The following is a 16,080-nucleotide window of genomic DNA, read 5'->3' as shown; positions in this document are numbered from 1 at the left end:
CGCGCGATAATCGGTAGTCAACGGGAGGAGCACCCATGTCTGTCGCGACCGAGGCCGCCCAGATCCGGGACCTGTTCGAAACGATCGAAGAGATCGAGTCCGTAGCATCGTCCCTGGCAGCCGACGACGAACGCCGCCTCAAGCTGGACGGCGTGGTGGCCCGCACGCTCCGCCAAGCCCCACCGGTGCGACCCGTGGTGGCGGGCGAGCTCCTCGACCTCACCGAGAAGACCGTGAAGGCCTGGGCCAGAGAAGGCGTCCTGGCCATCCACAGCCAAGAACCGCGCATGCTCCTCGACACCGTGCGCCTGCACGAGGTCCTCCACCTCGTCTCGGACCTCCGCCGCGCCGGCAAGACCCGCGGCCTCATCGACGAGGTCCACCGCCGCCTCAGCGACCAGTCGCTGCTGGACAGGCAGGACCTCGCCACCGCCCTCGACGAGATGCGCAACGGCAAGGGACGCGTGGTCCGCACAGCTTGATCCAGGTAGTCGAAACCCACACGGCACACGCCCAGGCCAACGGCCTGCGCGGCCGAGCCCGCCTGGCCTACGAACGCTTCCTCGACGAGCTGGCCCACTCGGGCTGCGCCGCCCTCGGCTACCGCGTGACGGGCCCGGAACCCCTCCCCCGCCTCTGCGTGAAACACCTCAGGGGCGCCGACCGCGTCGTGGTCGCCTTCCCCACCCCGGACACGGTCTGGGTCCTGCTGGTGGGCCCGCACGACGACGACCCGGGCCTGGACCTCTACGAAGCCCTCTACGAGATGGCCGGCGTCCGCCCGAGACTCTCCGAGAAGCGCACCAAACCCCGCTGCTGCACCGACGAGTCCGGCATCCCACCCCTGGTGGACGAACACCTGGTGGACGACCTGGTGATCAGAGCCAGAGCCCTGACCAGGGCCCGCCGCCGCTGAGCAGGCCACCGACAAATTTTCTTGTCAAGACAGCCGCAGTTGTCCTAGGCTTCGGGCACCACGACGAACGGAGCCCACGATGTCCTTCCAGGCCTACCTCGACGGCGCCGAGAAGAAGACCGGCAAGACCCCGGCAGCCCTGCTGGCAGCAGCGGCAGAACGCGGCTACGACGGCACGACGAAGGCCGGTGTGTTCCTGGAATGGCTGAAGACGGACTACGACCTGGGCAAAGGCCACGGCATGGCCCTGTACCACGTGCTGAAGAACGGCCCGCAGATCAGCGAGAAGCACGTCGGCACCGCCGGCAGCCACCGAGACGAGTCGACAACGCTGCGGCTGGACGGAATCGCCAACCGCTAACCGCGACCCGCGAAGCCGAAGGCGAGCCGCTTTACCGGCAGGGCCGGGTGGGGTGGTTCCGCCCCACCACCGCAACCAGACGACGCATCAGCAAGCCGCCCAACGCAACAGGCGTGCCATCAACCCGCGAGCGGCGCCGGCCCGGTTCTTGATCAGATTGGCGGGGTCCGGGGCGGAGCCCCGCGCAGTGAACAGGCACCCGCTCGCAATAAAGCAACCAACGCACAAACGAAAACGGCCCCCGGAAGCCGAAGCTCCCGGGGGCCGTCTCACGACCACTTAGCGGTAGTCCCGCCCGAAGTCGTAGTCGTCCAGCGGCACAGCCGCACCAGTGCCAGTCCCGAAGACGTCGGGCGTGTAGTACCCGTCGTCGTAAGAAGGAATCGCGTAAGCAGCAGCGCGAGCCTCCTCGGTCGGCTGGACCTGGATGTTGCGGTACCGGTTGATGCCCGTACCAGCCGGGATCAACTTACCGATGATCACGTTCTCCTTCAGACCGATGAGCTTGTCCGAACGCCCGTTGATGGCGGCGTCGGTCAGCACGCGGGTCGTCTCCTGGAACGACGCGGCGGACAGCCACGAGTCGGTCGCGAGAGAAGCCTTCGTGATACCCATCAGCACCGGACGACCGGCAGCCGGCTCGCCACCTTCGGCGACGACCGCGCGGTTGCCCGACTCGAAGTCCGCGCGCTCGACCAGCGAGCCCGGCAGGAACTCCGTCGCACCGGAGTCGATGATCGTCACCCGGCGGAGCATCTGCCGGACGATGACCTCGATGTGCTTGTCGTGGATGGCCACACCCTGGGCGCGGTACACCTTCTGCACTTCCTGCACCAGGTGCAGCTGGGCCTCGCGCGGGCCCATGACGCGCAGGACCTCGTGCGGGTCCGGAGTACCTTCCAGCAGCTGCTGGCCGACGGCCACGTGGTCGCCGTCCTGCAGCGGGCCGGTCGCCGTGTTGGCGAGACGCTGACGCTTCGACAGCTTCTCGAACACGATCTCCTCGGAACCGTCGTCCGGGATCAGCGTGATCTTCCAGAAGCGGTCGCCGTCCTCGATGCGGACGCGGCCGTCGACGTCGGCGATCGGCGCCTTGCCCTTCGGGACGCGGGCCTCGAAGAGCTCCTGGACACGGGGCAGACCGGTCGTGATGTCGTCACCGGCCACACCGCCCTGGTGGAACGTGCGCATCGTCAGCTGCGTGCCCGGCTCACCGATCGACTGGGCGGCGACGATGCCGACGGCCTCGCCGACGTCGACCAGCTGGCCGGTGGCCATCGAGCGGCCGTAGCAGGACGCGCACACGCCGACCGCGGACTCGCAGGTCAGGACCGAGCGGACCTTCACGCGGATGATCCCGGCGTCGACCAGCGACTGCAGTGCCGGGTCGCCCAGGTCGTCGCCGCGGTTCAGCACGAGGTTGCCGGACGCGTCGAGGATGTCGTCCGCGACCGTGCGGGCGTAGACCGACGTCTGCGCGAACTCGTGCAGGCCGACCTTGTCGCCCAGCTGCTCGCCGACGGTCATCTGGACACCACGGGTGGTGCCGCAGTCGACCTCGCGGATGATGACGTCCTGCGAGACGTCCACCAGACGACGGGTCAGGTAACCCGAGTCGGCGGTGCGGAGCGCCGTGTCGGCCAGACCCTTGCGGGCACCGTGCGTCGCGATGAAGTACTCGAGCACCGACAAGCCCTCGCGGAACGAGTTCTTGATCGGACGCGGGATGTACTCACCCTTCGGGTTGGTCACGAGACCACGCATACCCGCGAGCGAACGGACCTGCGTCATGTTGCCGGCGGCGCCGGACTGCACGATGACGCGGATCGAGTTGTCCTCGGGGAAGTTGTCTTCCATGATCTCGTGGACCTGCTCGGTGGCCTTGGTCCACACCTTGACCAGCTCGGAGTTGCGCTCCTCGTGGGAGAGCTGACCGCGCTGGTAGCGCTTCTCGACGGCGTCCGCGAGGCGCTCGTGCTCGTCGAGGATGCCCTGCTTCGCCTTCGGGACGAGGACGTCCGAGATCGCGACCGTGACACCGGAGCGGGTGGCCCAGTGGAAGCCGGCGTCCTTCAGCTTGTCCAGCGTCCGGGCGACGGTGACCATCGGGTACCGCTCGGCGAGGTCGTTGATGATCACGGCCTGCCGCTTCTTGGGCATGACCTCGTTGATGAAGGCGTAGTCCTGCGGCAGGATCTCGTTGAACAGCACGCGACCCAGCGTGGTCTCCGCGAGCCACGGCTGACCGGGCTCCCAGCCCTCGGGCTCCTGGCCCTTCGGCGGGTTCTTGTCGGAGACGCGGATCTTCACCATCGCCTGCAGGCCCAGGACCTTGCGGTCGAACGCCATGAGCGCCTCGGCCGGCGACGAGTAGAAGTGGCCCTCGCCGATGTCGTCCTTCTTGTGGCGGGTCAGGTGGTACAGACCCGTCACCATGTCCAGGCGCGGCATGGCCAGCGGCTTGCCGGACGCCGGGGACAGGATGTTGTTCGACGACAGCATCAGGACGCGGGCCTCGGCCTGCGCCTCGGCGGACAGCGGCAGGTGGACCGCCATCTGGTCACCGTCGAAGTCGGCGTTGAACGCTTCACAGACCAGCGGGTGCAGCTGGATGGCCTTGCCCTCGACCAGCTGCGGCTCGAAGGCCTGGATGCCGAGGCGGTGCAGCGTGGGTGCGCGGTTGAGCAGCACCGGGTGCTCGGTGATGACCTCTTCCAGCACGTCCCACACGGCCGGGCGCGCACGCTCGACCATCCGCTTGGCGGACTTGATGTTCTGCGCGTGGTTGAGATCCACGAGCCGCTTCATCACGAACGGCTTGAACAGCTCCAGGGCCATCTGCTTGGGCAGACCGCACTGGTGCAGCTTGAGCTGCGGGCCGACGACGATGACCGAACGGCCGGAGTAGTCGACGCGCTTGCCGAGCAGGTTCTGGCGGAACCGGCCCTGCTTGCCCTTCAGCAGGTCGGACAGCGACTTGAGCGGGCGGTTGCCCGGGCCGGTGACCGGCCGGCCGCGACGGCCGTTGTCGAACAGCGCGTCGACGGCCTCCTGCAGCATCCGCTTCTCGTTGTTGACGATGATCTCGGGCGCGCCGAGGTCGATCAGTCGCTTGAGGCGGTTGTTGCGGTTGATGACGCGGCGGTACAGGTCGTTCAGGTCGGACGTCGCGAAGCGGCCACCGTCGAGCTGCACCATCGGGCGCAGGTCCGGCGGGATGACCGGGACGCAGTCCAGGACCATGCCCTGCGGGTTGTTGCGGGTCGCCTGGAAGGCGGCCACGACCTTGAGGCGCTTGAGCGCCCGCAGCTTCTTCTGGCCCTTGCCGCTGCGGATCGTCTCGCGCAGGACCTCGGCCTCGGCGTCGACGTCGTAGTCACCCAGGAGCTTCTGGATGGCCTCGGCGCCCATGGCACCGGTGAAGTAGTCGCCGTAGCGGTCGTACAGCTCGCGGTAGAGCAGCTCGTCCGCGATCAGCTGGGCCTTGTCCAGCTTGGTGAACGTGGACCAGATCTCGTCGAGGCGGTCCAGCTCGCGCTGGGCGCGGTCGCGGAGCTGGCGCATCTCACGTTCGCCGCCCTCCTTGACCTTGCGGCGCACGTCGGACTTGGCACCCTCGGCCTCGAGCTCGGCCAGGTCGGCCTCGAGCTTCTGGGCGCGGGCCTCCACGTCGGCGTCGCGGCGGTTCTCGACGCGCTTGCGCTCGACCTGCATCTCGCTCTCGAGCGTCGGCAGGTCGTTGTGGCGCAGCTCGGCGTTCACGCCCACGATGACGTAGGCGGCGAAGTAGATGATCTTCTCGAGGTCCTTGGGGGCCAGGTCGAGCAGGTAGCCCAACCGGCTGGGGACGCCCTTGAAGTACCAGATGTGCGTGACCGGAGCGGCGAGCTCGATGTGGCCCATGCGCTCACGACGCACCTTCGCGCGGGTCACCTCGACGCCGCAGCGCTCGCAGATGATGCCCTTGAAGCGCACGCGCTTGTACTTGCCGCAGTAGCACTCCCAGTCCCTGGTGGGACCGAAGATCTTCTCGCAGAACAAGCCGTCCTTCTCGGGCTTGAGCGTGCGGTAGTTGATGGTCTCGGGCTTCTTGACCTCGCCAAAAGACCACTGGCGGATGTCGTCCGCGGTCGCGAGACCGATGCGGAGCTCATCGAAGAAGTTGACGTCGAGCACGTCTACTCTCTTCCCCTTTTTAGATCGGTGGCAAAAGGAGCTGGTCGGGAGGGCTGGGGAGCGCTACGCGGGAGGCATCGCGCTCCCCAGCCGGCGAGGTGACTAGTTGACGACGTCGTCCACGGAGGGCGACTCGGACCTCGACAGGTTGATGCCGAGGTTCGCGGCCGCGCGCTCCAGGTCCTCGTCGTCGCCGTCGCGCATCTCGATCGCGGCACCGTCCGAAGACAGGACCTCGACGTTGAGGCAGAGCGACTGCAGCTCCTTGAGCAGCACCTTGAAGGACTCCGGGATACCGGGTTCCGGGATGTTCTCGCCCTTGACGATGGCCTCGTAGACCTTCACGCGGCCGAGCACGTCGTCGGACTTGATGGTGAGAAGCTCCTGCAGGGTGTATGCGGCGCCGTACGCCTGCATCGCCCAGCACTCCATCTCACCGAAGCGCTGACCACCGAACTGCGCCTTACCACCCAGCGGCTGCTGCGTGATCATCGAGTACGGGCCGGTCGAACGCGCGTGGATCTTGTCGTCGACCAGGTGCAGCAGCTTCAGGATGTACATGTAGCCGACGGACACCGGGAACGGGTACGGCTCGCCGGAGCGGCCGTCGAAGAGCTGCGCCTTCCCGTTCTCCTTGACCATCCGCTCGCCGTCGCGGTTCGGGATCGTCGAGCCGAGCAGGCCCGTGATCTCCTCTTCCTTCGCGCCGTCGAACACGGGGGTCGCGGTCTTGGTGCCGGGCTCCACGTCCATCAGTTCCTCGGACAGGTTCTTCGCCCAGTCCGGGTCGCCGTTGATGCTCCAGCCCTGCTTGGCGATCCACCCGAGGTGGGTCTCCAGCACCTGGCCGATGTTCATACGACGGGGAACACCGTGCGTGTTCAGGATGATGTCGACCGGCGTGCCGTCCTCGAGGAACGGCATGTCCTCCACGGGGAGGATCTTGCCGATGACGCCCTTGTTGCCGTGGCGGCCGGCGAGCTTGTCACCGTCCTGGATCTTGCGCTTCTGGGCCACGTAGACGCGCACGAGCTCGTTGACGCCCGGAGGCAGCTCGTCGTCGTCCTCGCGGGAGAACACGCGGATGCCGATGACCTTGCCGTACTCGCCGTGCGGCACCTTCAGCGACGTGTCGCGCACCTCGCGCGCCTTCTCACCGAAGATCGCGCGGAGCAGGCGCTCCTCCGGCGTCAGCTCGGTCTCGCCCTTGGGCGTGACCTTGCCGACGAGGATGTCGCCGGGCTGGACCTCGGCACCGATGCGGATGATGCCGCGCTCGTCCAGGTCGGCCAGGACCTCCTCGGAGACGTTCGGGATGTCCCGGGTGATCTCCTCGGCGCCGAGCTTCGTGTCGCGGGCGTCGATCTCGTGCTCCTCGATGTGGATCGAGGTGAGAACGTCGTCCTGCACGAGGCGCTGCGACAGGATGATCGCGTCCTCGTAGTTGTGGCCTTCCCACGGCATGATCGCCACGAGCAGGTTCTTGCCGAGCGCCATCTCGGCGTTCTCGGTGCACGGACCGTCGGCCAGCACCTGGCCGTGCTCGACCCGGTCGCCCTCGTTGACGATGGGCTTCTGGTTGATGCAGGTGCCCTGGTTCGAGCGGCGGAACTTGTGCAGCGCGTAGGTGTTGCGCGCACCGTCGTCGGCCATGACGGTGATGTAGTCGGCGGAGACCTCCTCGACCACACCGGTCTTCTTCGCGACGACGACGTCACCAGCGTCGACCGCGGCGCGCAGCTCCATGCCGGTGCCGACGAGCGGCGACTCGGAGCGGAGCAGCGGCACGGCCTGGCGCTGCATGTTCGCACCCATCAGGGCGCGGTTGGCGTCGTCGTGCTCGAGGAACGGGATCATGGCGGTCGCGGCCGACACCATCTGGCGCGGCGAGACGTCCATGTAGTCGACGTCGGTCGGGTCGATGAACTCGACCTCGCCGCCCTTCTTGCGGACCAGGACGCGGTCGTCGGTGAAGTTGCCCTCGTCGTCGGTCGGCGAGTTCGCCTGCGCCTTGACGAAGCGGTCTTCCTCGTCCGCGGTCAGGTAGTCGATCTGGTCGGTGACCCGGCCCTCGACGACCTTGCGGTACGGCGTCTCGATGAAGCCGAACGGGTTGACCCGCGCGTAGCTCGAGAGCGAACCGATCAGGCCGATGTTCGGGCCTTCCGGCGTCTCGATCGGGCACATGCGGCCGTAGTGCGACGGGTGGACGTCGCGGACCTCCATGCCGGCCCGCTCACGGGACAGACCACCGGGACCCAGCGCCGACAGGCGGCGCTTGTGGGTCAGACCCGCGAGCGGGTTGGTCTGGTCCATGAACTGCGACAGCTGCGAGGTGCCGAAGAACTCCTTGATCGCCGCCACGACGGGACGGATGTTGATCAGGGTCTGCGGCGTGATGGCCTCGACGTCCTGCGTGGTCATGCGCTCGCGGACGACGCGCTCCATGCGGGACAGGCCGACGCGGATCTGGTTCTGGATGAGCTCGCCGACCGTGCGGAGGCGGCGGTTGCCGAAGTGGTCGATGTCGTCGACCTCGACGGGAACCTCGGTGCCGTTGGCACCGTCCATCTGCGTCTCACCCGCGTGCAGGCGGACGAGGTACTCGATCGTCGTGACGATGTCGTCCTCGGTCAGCACACCGGTGTTGATGTCGGTGTCCAGGCCCAGCTTCTTGTTGACCTTGTAGCGGCCAACCTTCGCCAGGTCGTAGCGCTTGTCCTTGAAGAACAGGTTCTCCAGCAGGGCCTGCGCGGACTCCTTCGTGGGCGGCTCGCCCGGACGCAGCTTGCGGTAGATGTCGAGCAACGCCTCGTCGGTACCCGCGGTGTGGTCCTTCTCGAGCGTGGTCAGCAACGTCTCGCTGAACGCGAACCGCTCGCGAATCTGCTCCGTGCTCCAGCCCAGAGCCTTCAACAGCACCGTCACCGGCTGGCGACGCTTGCGGTCGATGCGGACACCGACGGTGTCGCGCTTGTCGACGTCGAACTCCAGCCAGGCACCCCGGGACGGGATGATCTTGACGCTGAAGACGTCCTTGTCCGTCGTCTTGTCGACCGCGGTGTCGTAGTAGACACCGGGCGAACGCACGAGCTGAGAGACCACCACGCGCTCAGTGCCGTTGATGATGAACGTGCCCTTGCTCGTCATCATCGGGAAGTCACCCATGAACACCGTCTGGCTCTTGATCTCGCCAGTGGTGTGGTTGGTGAACTCCGCCGTGACGAACAACGGTGCCGCGTACGTCATGTCCTTGTCCTTGCACTCTTCCGTCGAGGCCTTGACCTCGTCGTAGCGCGGATCGGAGAAGGACAGTGACATGGAGCCGGAGAAGTCCTCGATCGGCGAGATCTCGTTGAGGACCTCTTCGAGGCCGCCCGTCGGGTTCTCGTCGCCGGCGTCGATGCGGCGCTGGAACCACGCCTCATCGCCCGTCAGCCACTCAAAGGACTGGATCTGCAGGTCAAGCAGGTTGGGCGTCGAAAGCGGCTCGTTAATCTTCGCGAACGAGACCCGCTTCGGCGCTCCAGGGATCCCCGACGTGGAGTTGGTCGCAGCAGTGGCCTTGGTCGCGCGAGAGATCGCCAAGATGCGTCCTTCCAGGGACAGGTAGCTGGCTAGAGCGAACTAGCACGGCTGTCAAGGGTGCGGCGATGCCCGCATAATCCACGCTCTCGGCGAAGGGCAAGCGGAAAATGGGCAGCGCAAAGGGGCAGTCTAGCCACGCGCACGGCGACTGTCGAGAGGCACCTGGAAGGACCCTCCTCTTGCTCACCGACAGAGTGACCCTGCATGAGCGCGCAGTCAAGATGTTGCAGACCGATCCACCCTGTGGATGGAGCGACGTTTACTTTCCGCCACTCATTTGACCTGCACAAACACGCGTGCGGCCGATCCGGTGGGAAGTTGACGGCTTCAAGTCGTCTTACAGAGCGCCACCAGTTTCCCTGTGACCGAGATCACGCGTGTCGGGACTGGCGAGAGGTGTGTTCCGGGTGCTTCCGGGGCATTTCCCAGGGTTGTTGATCTTAGGGCAGCGGCGCCGGCGGGCGCGCACCGGCCCGGGCCAAACGACCTCCCCGGCCGGCGCCCCGCGTCAGCAGCCCTGGAGCTGGCGGTTCTGCTCCGCCGTCGCCCCGAACATCTCCATGTTGTCGATCTTCCAGCGGCCGCCGTCGTCGACCGCGCTCACGCGGAGCATGGCCGTGCCGCCGCCCGACTGGTTGTCGGTGGTGCGGGTGGTGACCTGGTCGGCGAAGACCAGCACGGTGGCCCGGCCGTCCTTGAGCGACGAGACCGCGGAGGAGACGACGCGGACGGTCACGACCAGCTTCTGCTGGGGCGCGACCTCCTTCACCGGGCCGAACACCGCGTTGTACTGGCAGAGGGCCTTGCCGGTCAGCAGCTCCTTCGCCGCCTTCTCGGTGGCCGCCACGTCGGCGAAGTTGTAGGAGAACGACTTCTCGACGGCCTCGCGGACCTGGCCGTTCACCGCCGAGGTGGTGCCGGCGTCGACCAGGGCCGCGTCGTAGGACACCGCGCGCGACTTGACCAGGAAGAACGTGCCCAATGCGCCCAGCAGCACCGCGACCACCAGCAGGGCCGCCGGCAGCAGCCAGGCGTTCCTCGGGGTGGCCGGCTCGGCGGCCTCCTCCTCGGCGGCCTCCACCTCGGCGGACTCCACCTCGACGGGCTTGGCGGCCTTCGGCTTCGCGGCAACCTTCTCCGCGACCGGCGCGGAGGGCTCCTCGGCGGGTTCCTCCGGCTTCGGCGACGCCGGCTCCCACTCGACCGCCTCCGGCGCCGTGAGCTCCTCGGCCTCGGGCTCCGGGACGACCACGGGCTCCGGCGCGGCCTCGGTCTCCGGAACAGCCACGGGCTCCGGCACGGCCTCGGGCGCCACCGGGTCGGAGGTGGTGCGGCGGTTCAGGCCGGCGACCTTCGGGCGGCCTCCTGCCGGGGGCGTCGGGATGGGGCGGCGGCGGGAAGGGGGCACGTGCTCTCGTCCAATCAGACGCCCGCCCGCAGCGGGCCCAGCTGGCTCAGCTTCCAGCCGTCGTCCGTGCGGGTGAGCTCGGTCAGGTACCGGTTGATCTTGGTGACCTTCTGGCCGCCGTCCGGGGTCACGGTGCTCTCGACGACGGCGATCATCGACGCGGTGCCGGTGCGGTCGTCCAGCTCGGTGATGGCGGAGTCGAGCACCTTCGACGTCGTCACGGACTTGGCGTCGACCAGCTGCTTCTTGCGCGAGTCCTTGTCCTTGTCGATCTCGGCGCGCAGCTCGCCGGTGGACGAGTTGAGCCACCGCTGGAGGTCCTCGTCGACCTTCTTGTAGTCGAGCGTCAGGAAGTTCGCGACGCCCACCTGGCCGGAGCGCAGCGCCTCGTCGCGCGCCGCGGCGAACGAGGACTCCGACGAGTGGGAGGCCGAGTACCAGGCCACGCCGGAGTACGCGGCGTACCCGAACGCCAGCACCGCCAGCACGGCGGCGACCACAGTGAAGATCCGCACTACTTCTTCCCCTCCGGCAGACCCAGCAGCGCGCCCAGCGACGTCAGCAGAGGCAGTTCCGGCACCGCCTGCTGACCCGTCGGCTCCTGGCCGGGTTGCGTCGTCGCGTTGCCCACGGGCGTCGTCGGCGTGCCGCCGTAGGGCGCGTTCTGCGAGCCTCGCACCGACGTGGCCGACCCGCGCGCCAGGGCGCAGTAGGCCTGCGTGTTCAGCGGTGCGGCGGACGTGTCGTTGCCCGTCCTGATGGTCGTGCCCTCGTACCCGACCGTGCACGGCATCGGGTCGAAGACGTTCAGCGCGAGCCCGAAGTGCGCCGTCCCGTCCCCCGGCGCCACGGTGAAGCCGCCACCGACGGCGATGGGGTACGTCACCGCGAGCTGTTCCAGGCCGTCGCGCCTGGTCACGAGGATGTTCGACGTGGTCAGCAGGTTCGCGAAGACCACCCCGAGGTTCGGGCCGCTCTCCTTCAGCAGCGCCGAGACCTGCTCGGACGCCGGCGGCACGGCGACGATCAACCGCCGCAGGTCGCCGTCGGAGGCCTTGAGCTGCTCGGCGAGCAGCCGCAGGTCACCGCTGAACGACCGGATGGCACCGCCCTGCGCGGCCTGCGTGGCCAGCACGATCCGGCCGTCCTGGAGCAGCTGCGTCGTCTGGGGCAGGTGCTCCTTCGCCGCGGCCGTGAACGCCGCGGTGTTGTCGATCAGCACCTGCAGGTCGCCGCCGGTGCCGTTGAACGCGGTGTGCAGCTCGTCGACCACGGTCTTCAGCGAGTTCGTGGGCACCGACGACGCGAACGCGTCCAGGTTCGACAGCAGACCGTCGACCGGCGGCGGCGTCTTGGTCGCCGACCGCGGGATGACCGAGCCGGCCTCCAGGTACGGGCCGGCGTCCGTCTTCGGCCGCAGGTCCACGAACTGCTCGCCGACGGCCGACCGGTTGGCCACCACGGCCTCGGTCGCGGCCGGCACGCGCGGCGCGTCCGCGTCGAGCTCCAGGTCGACCTCGACGCCGTCGGAGGTCAGCCGCAGCTGCCCGACGCGGCCGATCGTCACGCCGCGGTAGGTGACCTCGGCGTTGGTGAAGATGCCGCCGGAGTCGGCGAGCTGCATCGTCACGACCGTCGACGCCGACTTGAACAGGCCGATGTAGGTGGCGCTGACATAGGAGATGCCCAGCAGCGCGACCAGCACGAACGCGCCGATCTTGAGCTTCGTCGACCGCAGGATCACTTGCGACCACCTCCCAGCAGACCGCCGAGCAGGTCGCCCAGCCCCGACCCGGTCCCCTGCCCCTGCCCGAGGTTCGGCAGCGGGATGTTCGGCAACGGGATGTTGGGCAGCGGCAGCGGCGTGCCCTGCGACGGCGGCAGGAGCGAGTCGATCGGCGACTGCCGCGAGCGCCCCAGGTTGTCGAGGATCGTGCCGAGGTTCAGGTCGAGGTCGATGAACGCGTTGGTGTAGTCGCCCTTGATGCCGTCGAGCGCCTCGTCCGGGAACGGGTAGGTCAGCAGCAGCTCCAGCGACTTCGGCAGGTTCTGCCCCGACTCGGCGAGCTTCGTCAGCGTCGGCTGCAACGCCTTCAGGTCCGCGACGATGTCGTCACGGCTCCTGTTGACCGTGTCCGTCGCGACGTCCGACAGGGTGTTCAGCGACTTCAGCAGCGTTACGAGCTGCGTGCGCTGCTCGGCGATCACCTTCAGGCCCGGCTCCAGGTCCGTCAGCGCCACCGCGATCTTCTCGCGCTGCTGCGCCAGCGTCCCGGCGAGCCGGTTGATCGAGTCGAGCGCGCGGACGATCTCCGCCTTGTGCTTGTCGAGCTCCCCGACGAACGTGTTCAGGTTGCCGAGCAAGGAGCGGATCTCCTTCTCGTTGCCCTCCATCGCGGCGTTGAGCTCCTTGGTGATGTTCTGCAGCTGCGCCACACCACCACCGTTGAGCAGCATCGACAACGCGCCGAAGACCTCTTCGACCTCGGGGTTGCGGTTCGTCTTCGACAACGGGATCACCGCGTTGTCCGCGAGCTTGCCCGCCGCGTCGGAGGGCTTGCCCAGCTCGACGAACTTCTCGCCGAGCAGCGCGGACTGGCGAAGCTTCGCGAACGCGTTGGCCGGCAGCTGCACGTCGCCGTTGACCAGCATGGTGACCTCGGCGGTCCAGCCGTCGGAGGTGAGGTCGATCTTCTCCACCCGGCCGACCGGGACGTCGTTGACCTTCACGCCGGCCTGCGGCACGAGGTCCAGGACGTCCTTGAACTGCGCCTTCACCCGGTACGGGTGGTCGCCGACGTCGGCACCGCCGGGCAGCGGCAGGTTGTAGACGCCGTCGAAACCGCCCGAGCCGCAGCCCGAGACCAGCAGCACCGCCGTCAGCCCCACGACCAGTCTCCTCATCACTGGGGCACCCCCGCGAGCGGCAGGGGCAGCGGCAGCTTGCCCGCGTTCAGGTCGCTGATGACCTCGGCCGGCGACTTCAGCGGGATCGCGCCGGTCAGCAACGGCTCCAGCTGCTTGCACGTCTGCGCGAGCACCGGCGGCACGTTGTTCGGCGTCGCCTGCTGCACCAGCTTGCAGATCAGCACGATCGGCGGCTGGTTGAGCTCGTTGATGTTCGCGCGCGTGTCGAGCGTGCCGGACGCCGCGTTGTAGGAGTTCTGCAGGTTGCCCAGGGCCAGCGGCGCCACGTCGAGCGTCTCCGCCAGCGCCGCCCGCTGGTTCACCAGCACCTGCGTGATCGAGGCCAGCTTGTCCACGTTGGACTTCAGGGCCTCGCGGTTGTCCTTGACGAAGCCCTGCACCTGGCCGAGAGCGGTCGCGAGCTCCGACAGCGCGGCACCGAGGTCACCGCGTTCGTCGGCGAGCATCTTCGACACGTCGGCGAGCTGCTGGTTGAAGTCGCGCACCTGGCTGTCGTTCGCGGCCAGCATCGCGGTGAACTTCTGCAGGTTGTCGACGGTCGCGAACAGGTCCTCCTTGGACCCCGACAGCGTCCGCGTGGCCTGGCCGAGGTTCTTCAGCGTGTCGTTGAGCGCCTGGCCGTTGCCCTCGAGGTTCTTCGCGGCGGAGTTCAGCAGGTCCGCCAAGGCGCCGTCGGCGTTCGCACCGTTGGGGCCCAGCGCCGTCGTGAGCTTGTCGAGCGACGAGTACAGCTCGTCCAGCTCGACCGGCGTCGCCGTGCGCTCGCGCGGGATCAGCGCGTCGTCGCCCAGCGTCGGACCGCCGGTGTAGGCGGGCGTGAGCTGCACGTACCGGTCGCTGACCACGCTCGGCGCGACCACGACGGCCTGCGCGTTCTCCGGCACCCGGACGTCGCGGTCGACGGTGAACACGACCTTCACGGTCTTGCCCTCCGGCGTGACCTCGTCGATCGTGCCGACCTTCACGCCCAGCACCCGCACGTCACCGCCGGGGTAGACGCCGACGGCCGCGGCGAAGTGCGCCGTGACCTTGCGGCCGTTCATGGTGGCGAAGACCCACCACAGACCGGCCGTCACGACCAGCGCCAGCACGCACGCGATCGCGATGAACCGGCCGACCCTGGACGTTGCCACGTCTGTCATCGCTGCACCCCCGGAGGCAGGCAGCCTTCCTCGTTGAACCCGACGACGCCGAGGTTCACCGCGGGCGGCAGCAGACCGCAGATGTAGGTGTCGAACCAGCGCCCGTTGCCCAGGGTGTTCGCGAACACCCGGTAGAACGGCGCCATCAGCGCGAGGCTGCGGTCGAGGTTGTCCTGGTTGCGCTGGAGGATCGTGGTGACCCTGCCGAGCTGCTCCAGGGCCGGTTTGAGCTGGTTCTGGTTGTCCTGCACCAGGCCGCTGAGCTCGCGGGCCAGGTCGCGCGTGCCGGTCAGCAGCGCGCTGATCGCCTCGCGGCGCTTGCGCAGCTCGCCGAGCAGCAGGTTGCCGTCGCCGAGCAGCTTCTCGAACTCGGCGTTGCGGTCGGCGAGCGTCTTGGTCAGCTGCCGGGTGTTGTCCAGCAGCTTGGCCAGCTGCTCGTCGCGCGAGGAGATCGTCTTCGACAGCGCCGACAGGCCGTCGAGCGCGCCGCGGACGTGCTCCGGCGAGTTCTTGAAGGTGTCGGACAGGACCGTGAAGCTGTCCGCGAGCTGCTTGGTGTCGATCTGGCCGACGGTCGTCGCGAGCCCGTTGAACGCCTCGTTCACGTCGTATGGCGCGAGCGTGCGCTCCTTCGGGATCGGGCTGCCCGGCGACAGCGGCTGGCTGCCCTGCGGGTCCAGCGCCACGAACTTCTGGCCCAGCAACGTCTTGATGCGGATCATCGCGGTCGTCCGGTCGCCCACCCAGGCGTCCTTGACCTTGAACGTGACCCGCACGCGGTCGCCGTTGAGCTTGACCTTGGTGACCTTGCCGACCTTCACGCCGGCGACGCGGACCTCGTTGCCCGGCACCAGTCCCGCGGCCTCGCTGAAGTCGGCGGCGTAGCTCGTGCCGCCGCCGACGATCGGCAGGTCGTCGGAGTAGAACGCGGCCAGCAGCAACAGGACGATCAACGTCAGGCTGATCGCGCCGGTCCTGATCGGATTCGAGGTCTTCATCGGCGGCACCTCTGCTGGGTCACCGGCAACGCCGTGATCGGGATCGGGTTCGGGATGACCGGCGGCACGGCGACCTGGCCGCTGGCCTCGCACAGGTAGAAGTTGAACCACGAGCCGTAGGTCGCGGTCCTGGTGATCGTCTCCAGCTTGTTCGGCAGGCGCTGGAGCATGCCGTCGACCAGCGCCTCGCTGTCGCCCAGCGTCTTCGAGACCAGGCCGAGCTGCGCGATGTCGTTCTTCAACGGCTCGCGGCCCTGCTCCAGCAGCCCCGACGTCGCCTGCGTCAGGTCGCCGAGCGCGGTGATCGCGTCGCCGATCGGCTGGCGGTCCTGGGCGAGCCCGGACACCAGCGTCTGCAACGTGATCACGAGGTTGTTGAAGTCCTGGTCGCGCGAGTTCACGGTGTCGAGCGCGGTGTTGAGGTTGTCGACGACCTCGCCGATCACCTTGTCCTTGCTCGCGAGCGTGCTGGTCAGCGACGCCGTGTGCTGGAGCAGGCTGTCGATGGTGCTGCCCTCTCCCTGCAGCACCTGGATGATCTCGAACGACAGCTTGTTCACGTC

The 16,080-nt window shown here is 68.0% G+C and carries 12 protein-coding genes; 3 read left to right on the top strand and 9 right to left on the bottom strand.

Going from position 1 to position 16,080, the window contains the following annotated elements:
- Positions 1–35 precede the first annotated feature (35 nt).
- From VF330_RS26440 to VF330_RS26430, 3 genes are all read left to right on the top strand, one after another.
- Positions 36–482, top strand: coding sequence for a hypothetical protein (locus VF330_RS26440; RefSeq protein WP_330854386.1), 447 nt, complete (start codon positions 36–38; stop codon positions 480–482).
- Positions 479–916 (top strand): hypothetical protein, encoded by a 438-nt coding sequence (locus VF330_RS26435; RefSeq protein WP_330854385.1) that lies wholly within the window; start codon positions 479–481, stop codon positions 914–916. The genes VF330_RS26440 and VF330_RS26435 overlap by 4 nt, the downstream gene beginning before the upstream one ends.
- Before the next feature lie 79 nt (positions 917–995).
- Positions 996–1,277, top strand: coding sequence for a DUF4287 domain-containing protein (locus tag VF330_RS26430; protein ID WP_330854384.1), 282 nt, complete (start codon positions 996–998; stop codon positions 1,275–1,277).
- 279 nt (positions 1,278–1,556) lie between these two features.
- On the opposite strand, the gene VF330_RS26425 is transcribed toward VF330_RS26430, so the two are convergent.
- The 9 genes from VF330_RS26425 to VF330_RS26385 form a co-directional block, all read right to left on the bottom strand.
- Positions 1,557–5,453: a DNA-directed RNA polymerase subunit beta' gene (locus tag VF330_RS26425; protein WP_330854383.1), complete on the bottom strand. Its 3,897-nt coding sequence runs from the start codon at positions 5,451–5,453 to the stop codon at positions 1,557–1,559.
- A 102-nt stretch (positions 5,454–5,555) separates the two neighbouring features.
- Entirely contained in the window at positions 5,556–9,041 is a 3,486-nt protein-coding gene (locus VF330_RS26420; RefSeq protein ID WP_330854382.1) for a DNA-directed RNA polymerase subunit beta, read from the bottom strand.
- A gap of 508 nt (positions 9,042–9,549) precedes the next feature.
- Entirely contained in the window at positions 9,550–10,449 is a 900-nt protein-coding gene (locus VF330_RS26415; protein ID WP_330854381.1) for a hypothetical protein, read from the bottom strand.
- 14 nt (positions 10,450–10,463) lie between these two features.
- On the bottom strand, positions 10,464–10,964 hold the full coding sequence (locus tag VF330_RS26410) for a nuclear transport factor 2 family protein (protein ID WP_330854380.1): 501 nt from the start codon (positions 10,962–10,964) through the stop codon (positions 10,464–10,466).
- Positions 10,964–12,193: an MCE family protein gene (locus tag VF330_RS26405; protein WP_330854379.1), complete on the bottom strand. Its 1,230-nt coding sequence runs from the start codon at positions 12,191–12,193 to the stop codon at positions 10,964–10,966. The genes VF330_RS26410 and VF330_RS26405 overlap by 1 nt, the downstream gene beginning before the upstream one ends.
- Positions 12,190–13,353 carry an MCE family protein gene (locus VF330_RS26400; protein ID WP_330854378.1) on the bottom strand — a complete coding sequence of 388 codons (1,164 nt, stop codon included), beginning with the start codon at positions 13,351–13,353 and terminating at the stop codon, positions 12,190–12,192. The genes VF330_RS26405 and VF330_RS26400 overlap by 4 nt, the downstream gene beginning before the upstream one ends.
- The gene (locus tag VF330_RS26395) at positions 13,353–14,519 is read right to left on the bottom strand and encodes an MCE family protein (protein WP_330854377.1); all 1,167 of its coding nucleotides are present in this window, start codon (positions 14,517–14,519) and stop codon (positions 13,353–13,355) included. Before VF330_RS26395 ends, VF330_RS26400 begins: the two co-directional genes overlap by 1 nt.
- A complete protein-coding gene (locus VF330_RS26390) occupies positions 14,516–15,517 on the bottom strand; it encodes an MCE family protein (RefSeq protein ID WP_330854376.1) in 1,002 nt (333 codons plus the stop codon). Before VF330_RS26390 ends, VF330_RS26395 begins: the two co-directional genes overlap by 4 nt.
- The coding region (locus tag VF330_RS26385) for an MCE family protein (protein WP_330854375.1) at positions 15,514–16,080 on the bottom strand (567 nt) is incomplete at its 5' end. The genes VF330_RS26385 and VF330_RS26390, both read right to left, overlap by 4 nt.

This window comes from Lentzea sp., assembly GCF_036380075.1.
Taxonomy (GTDB): Bacteria; Actinomycetota; Actinomycetes; order Mycobacteriales; family Pseudonocardiaceae; genus Lentzea.
Note: the sequence above shows the minus strand (reverse complement) of the source record. Positions and strands in the feature narration are given on the sequence as shown.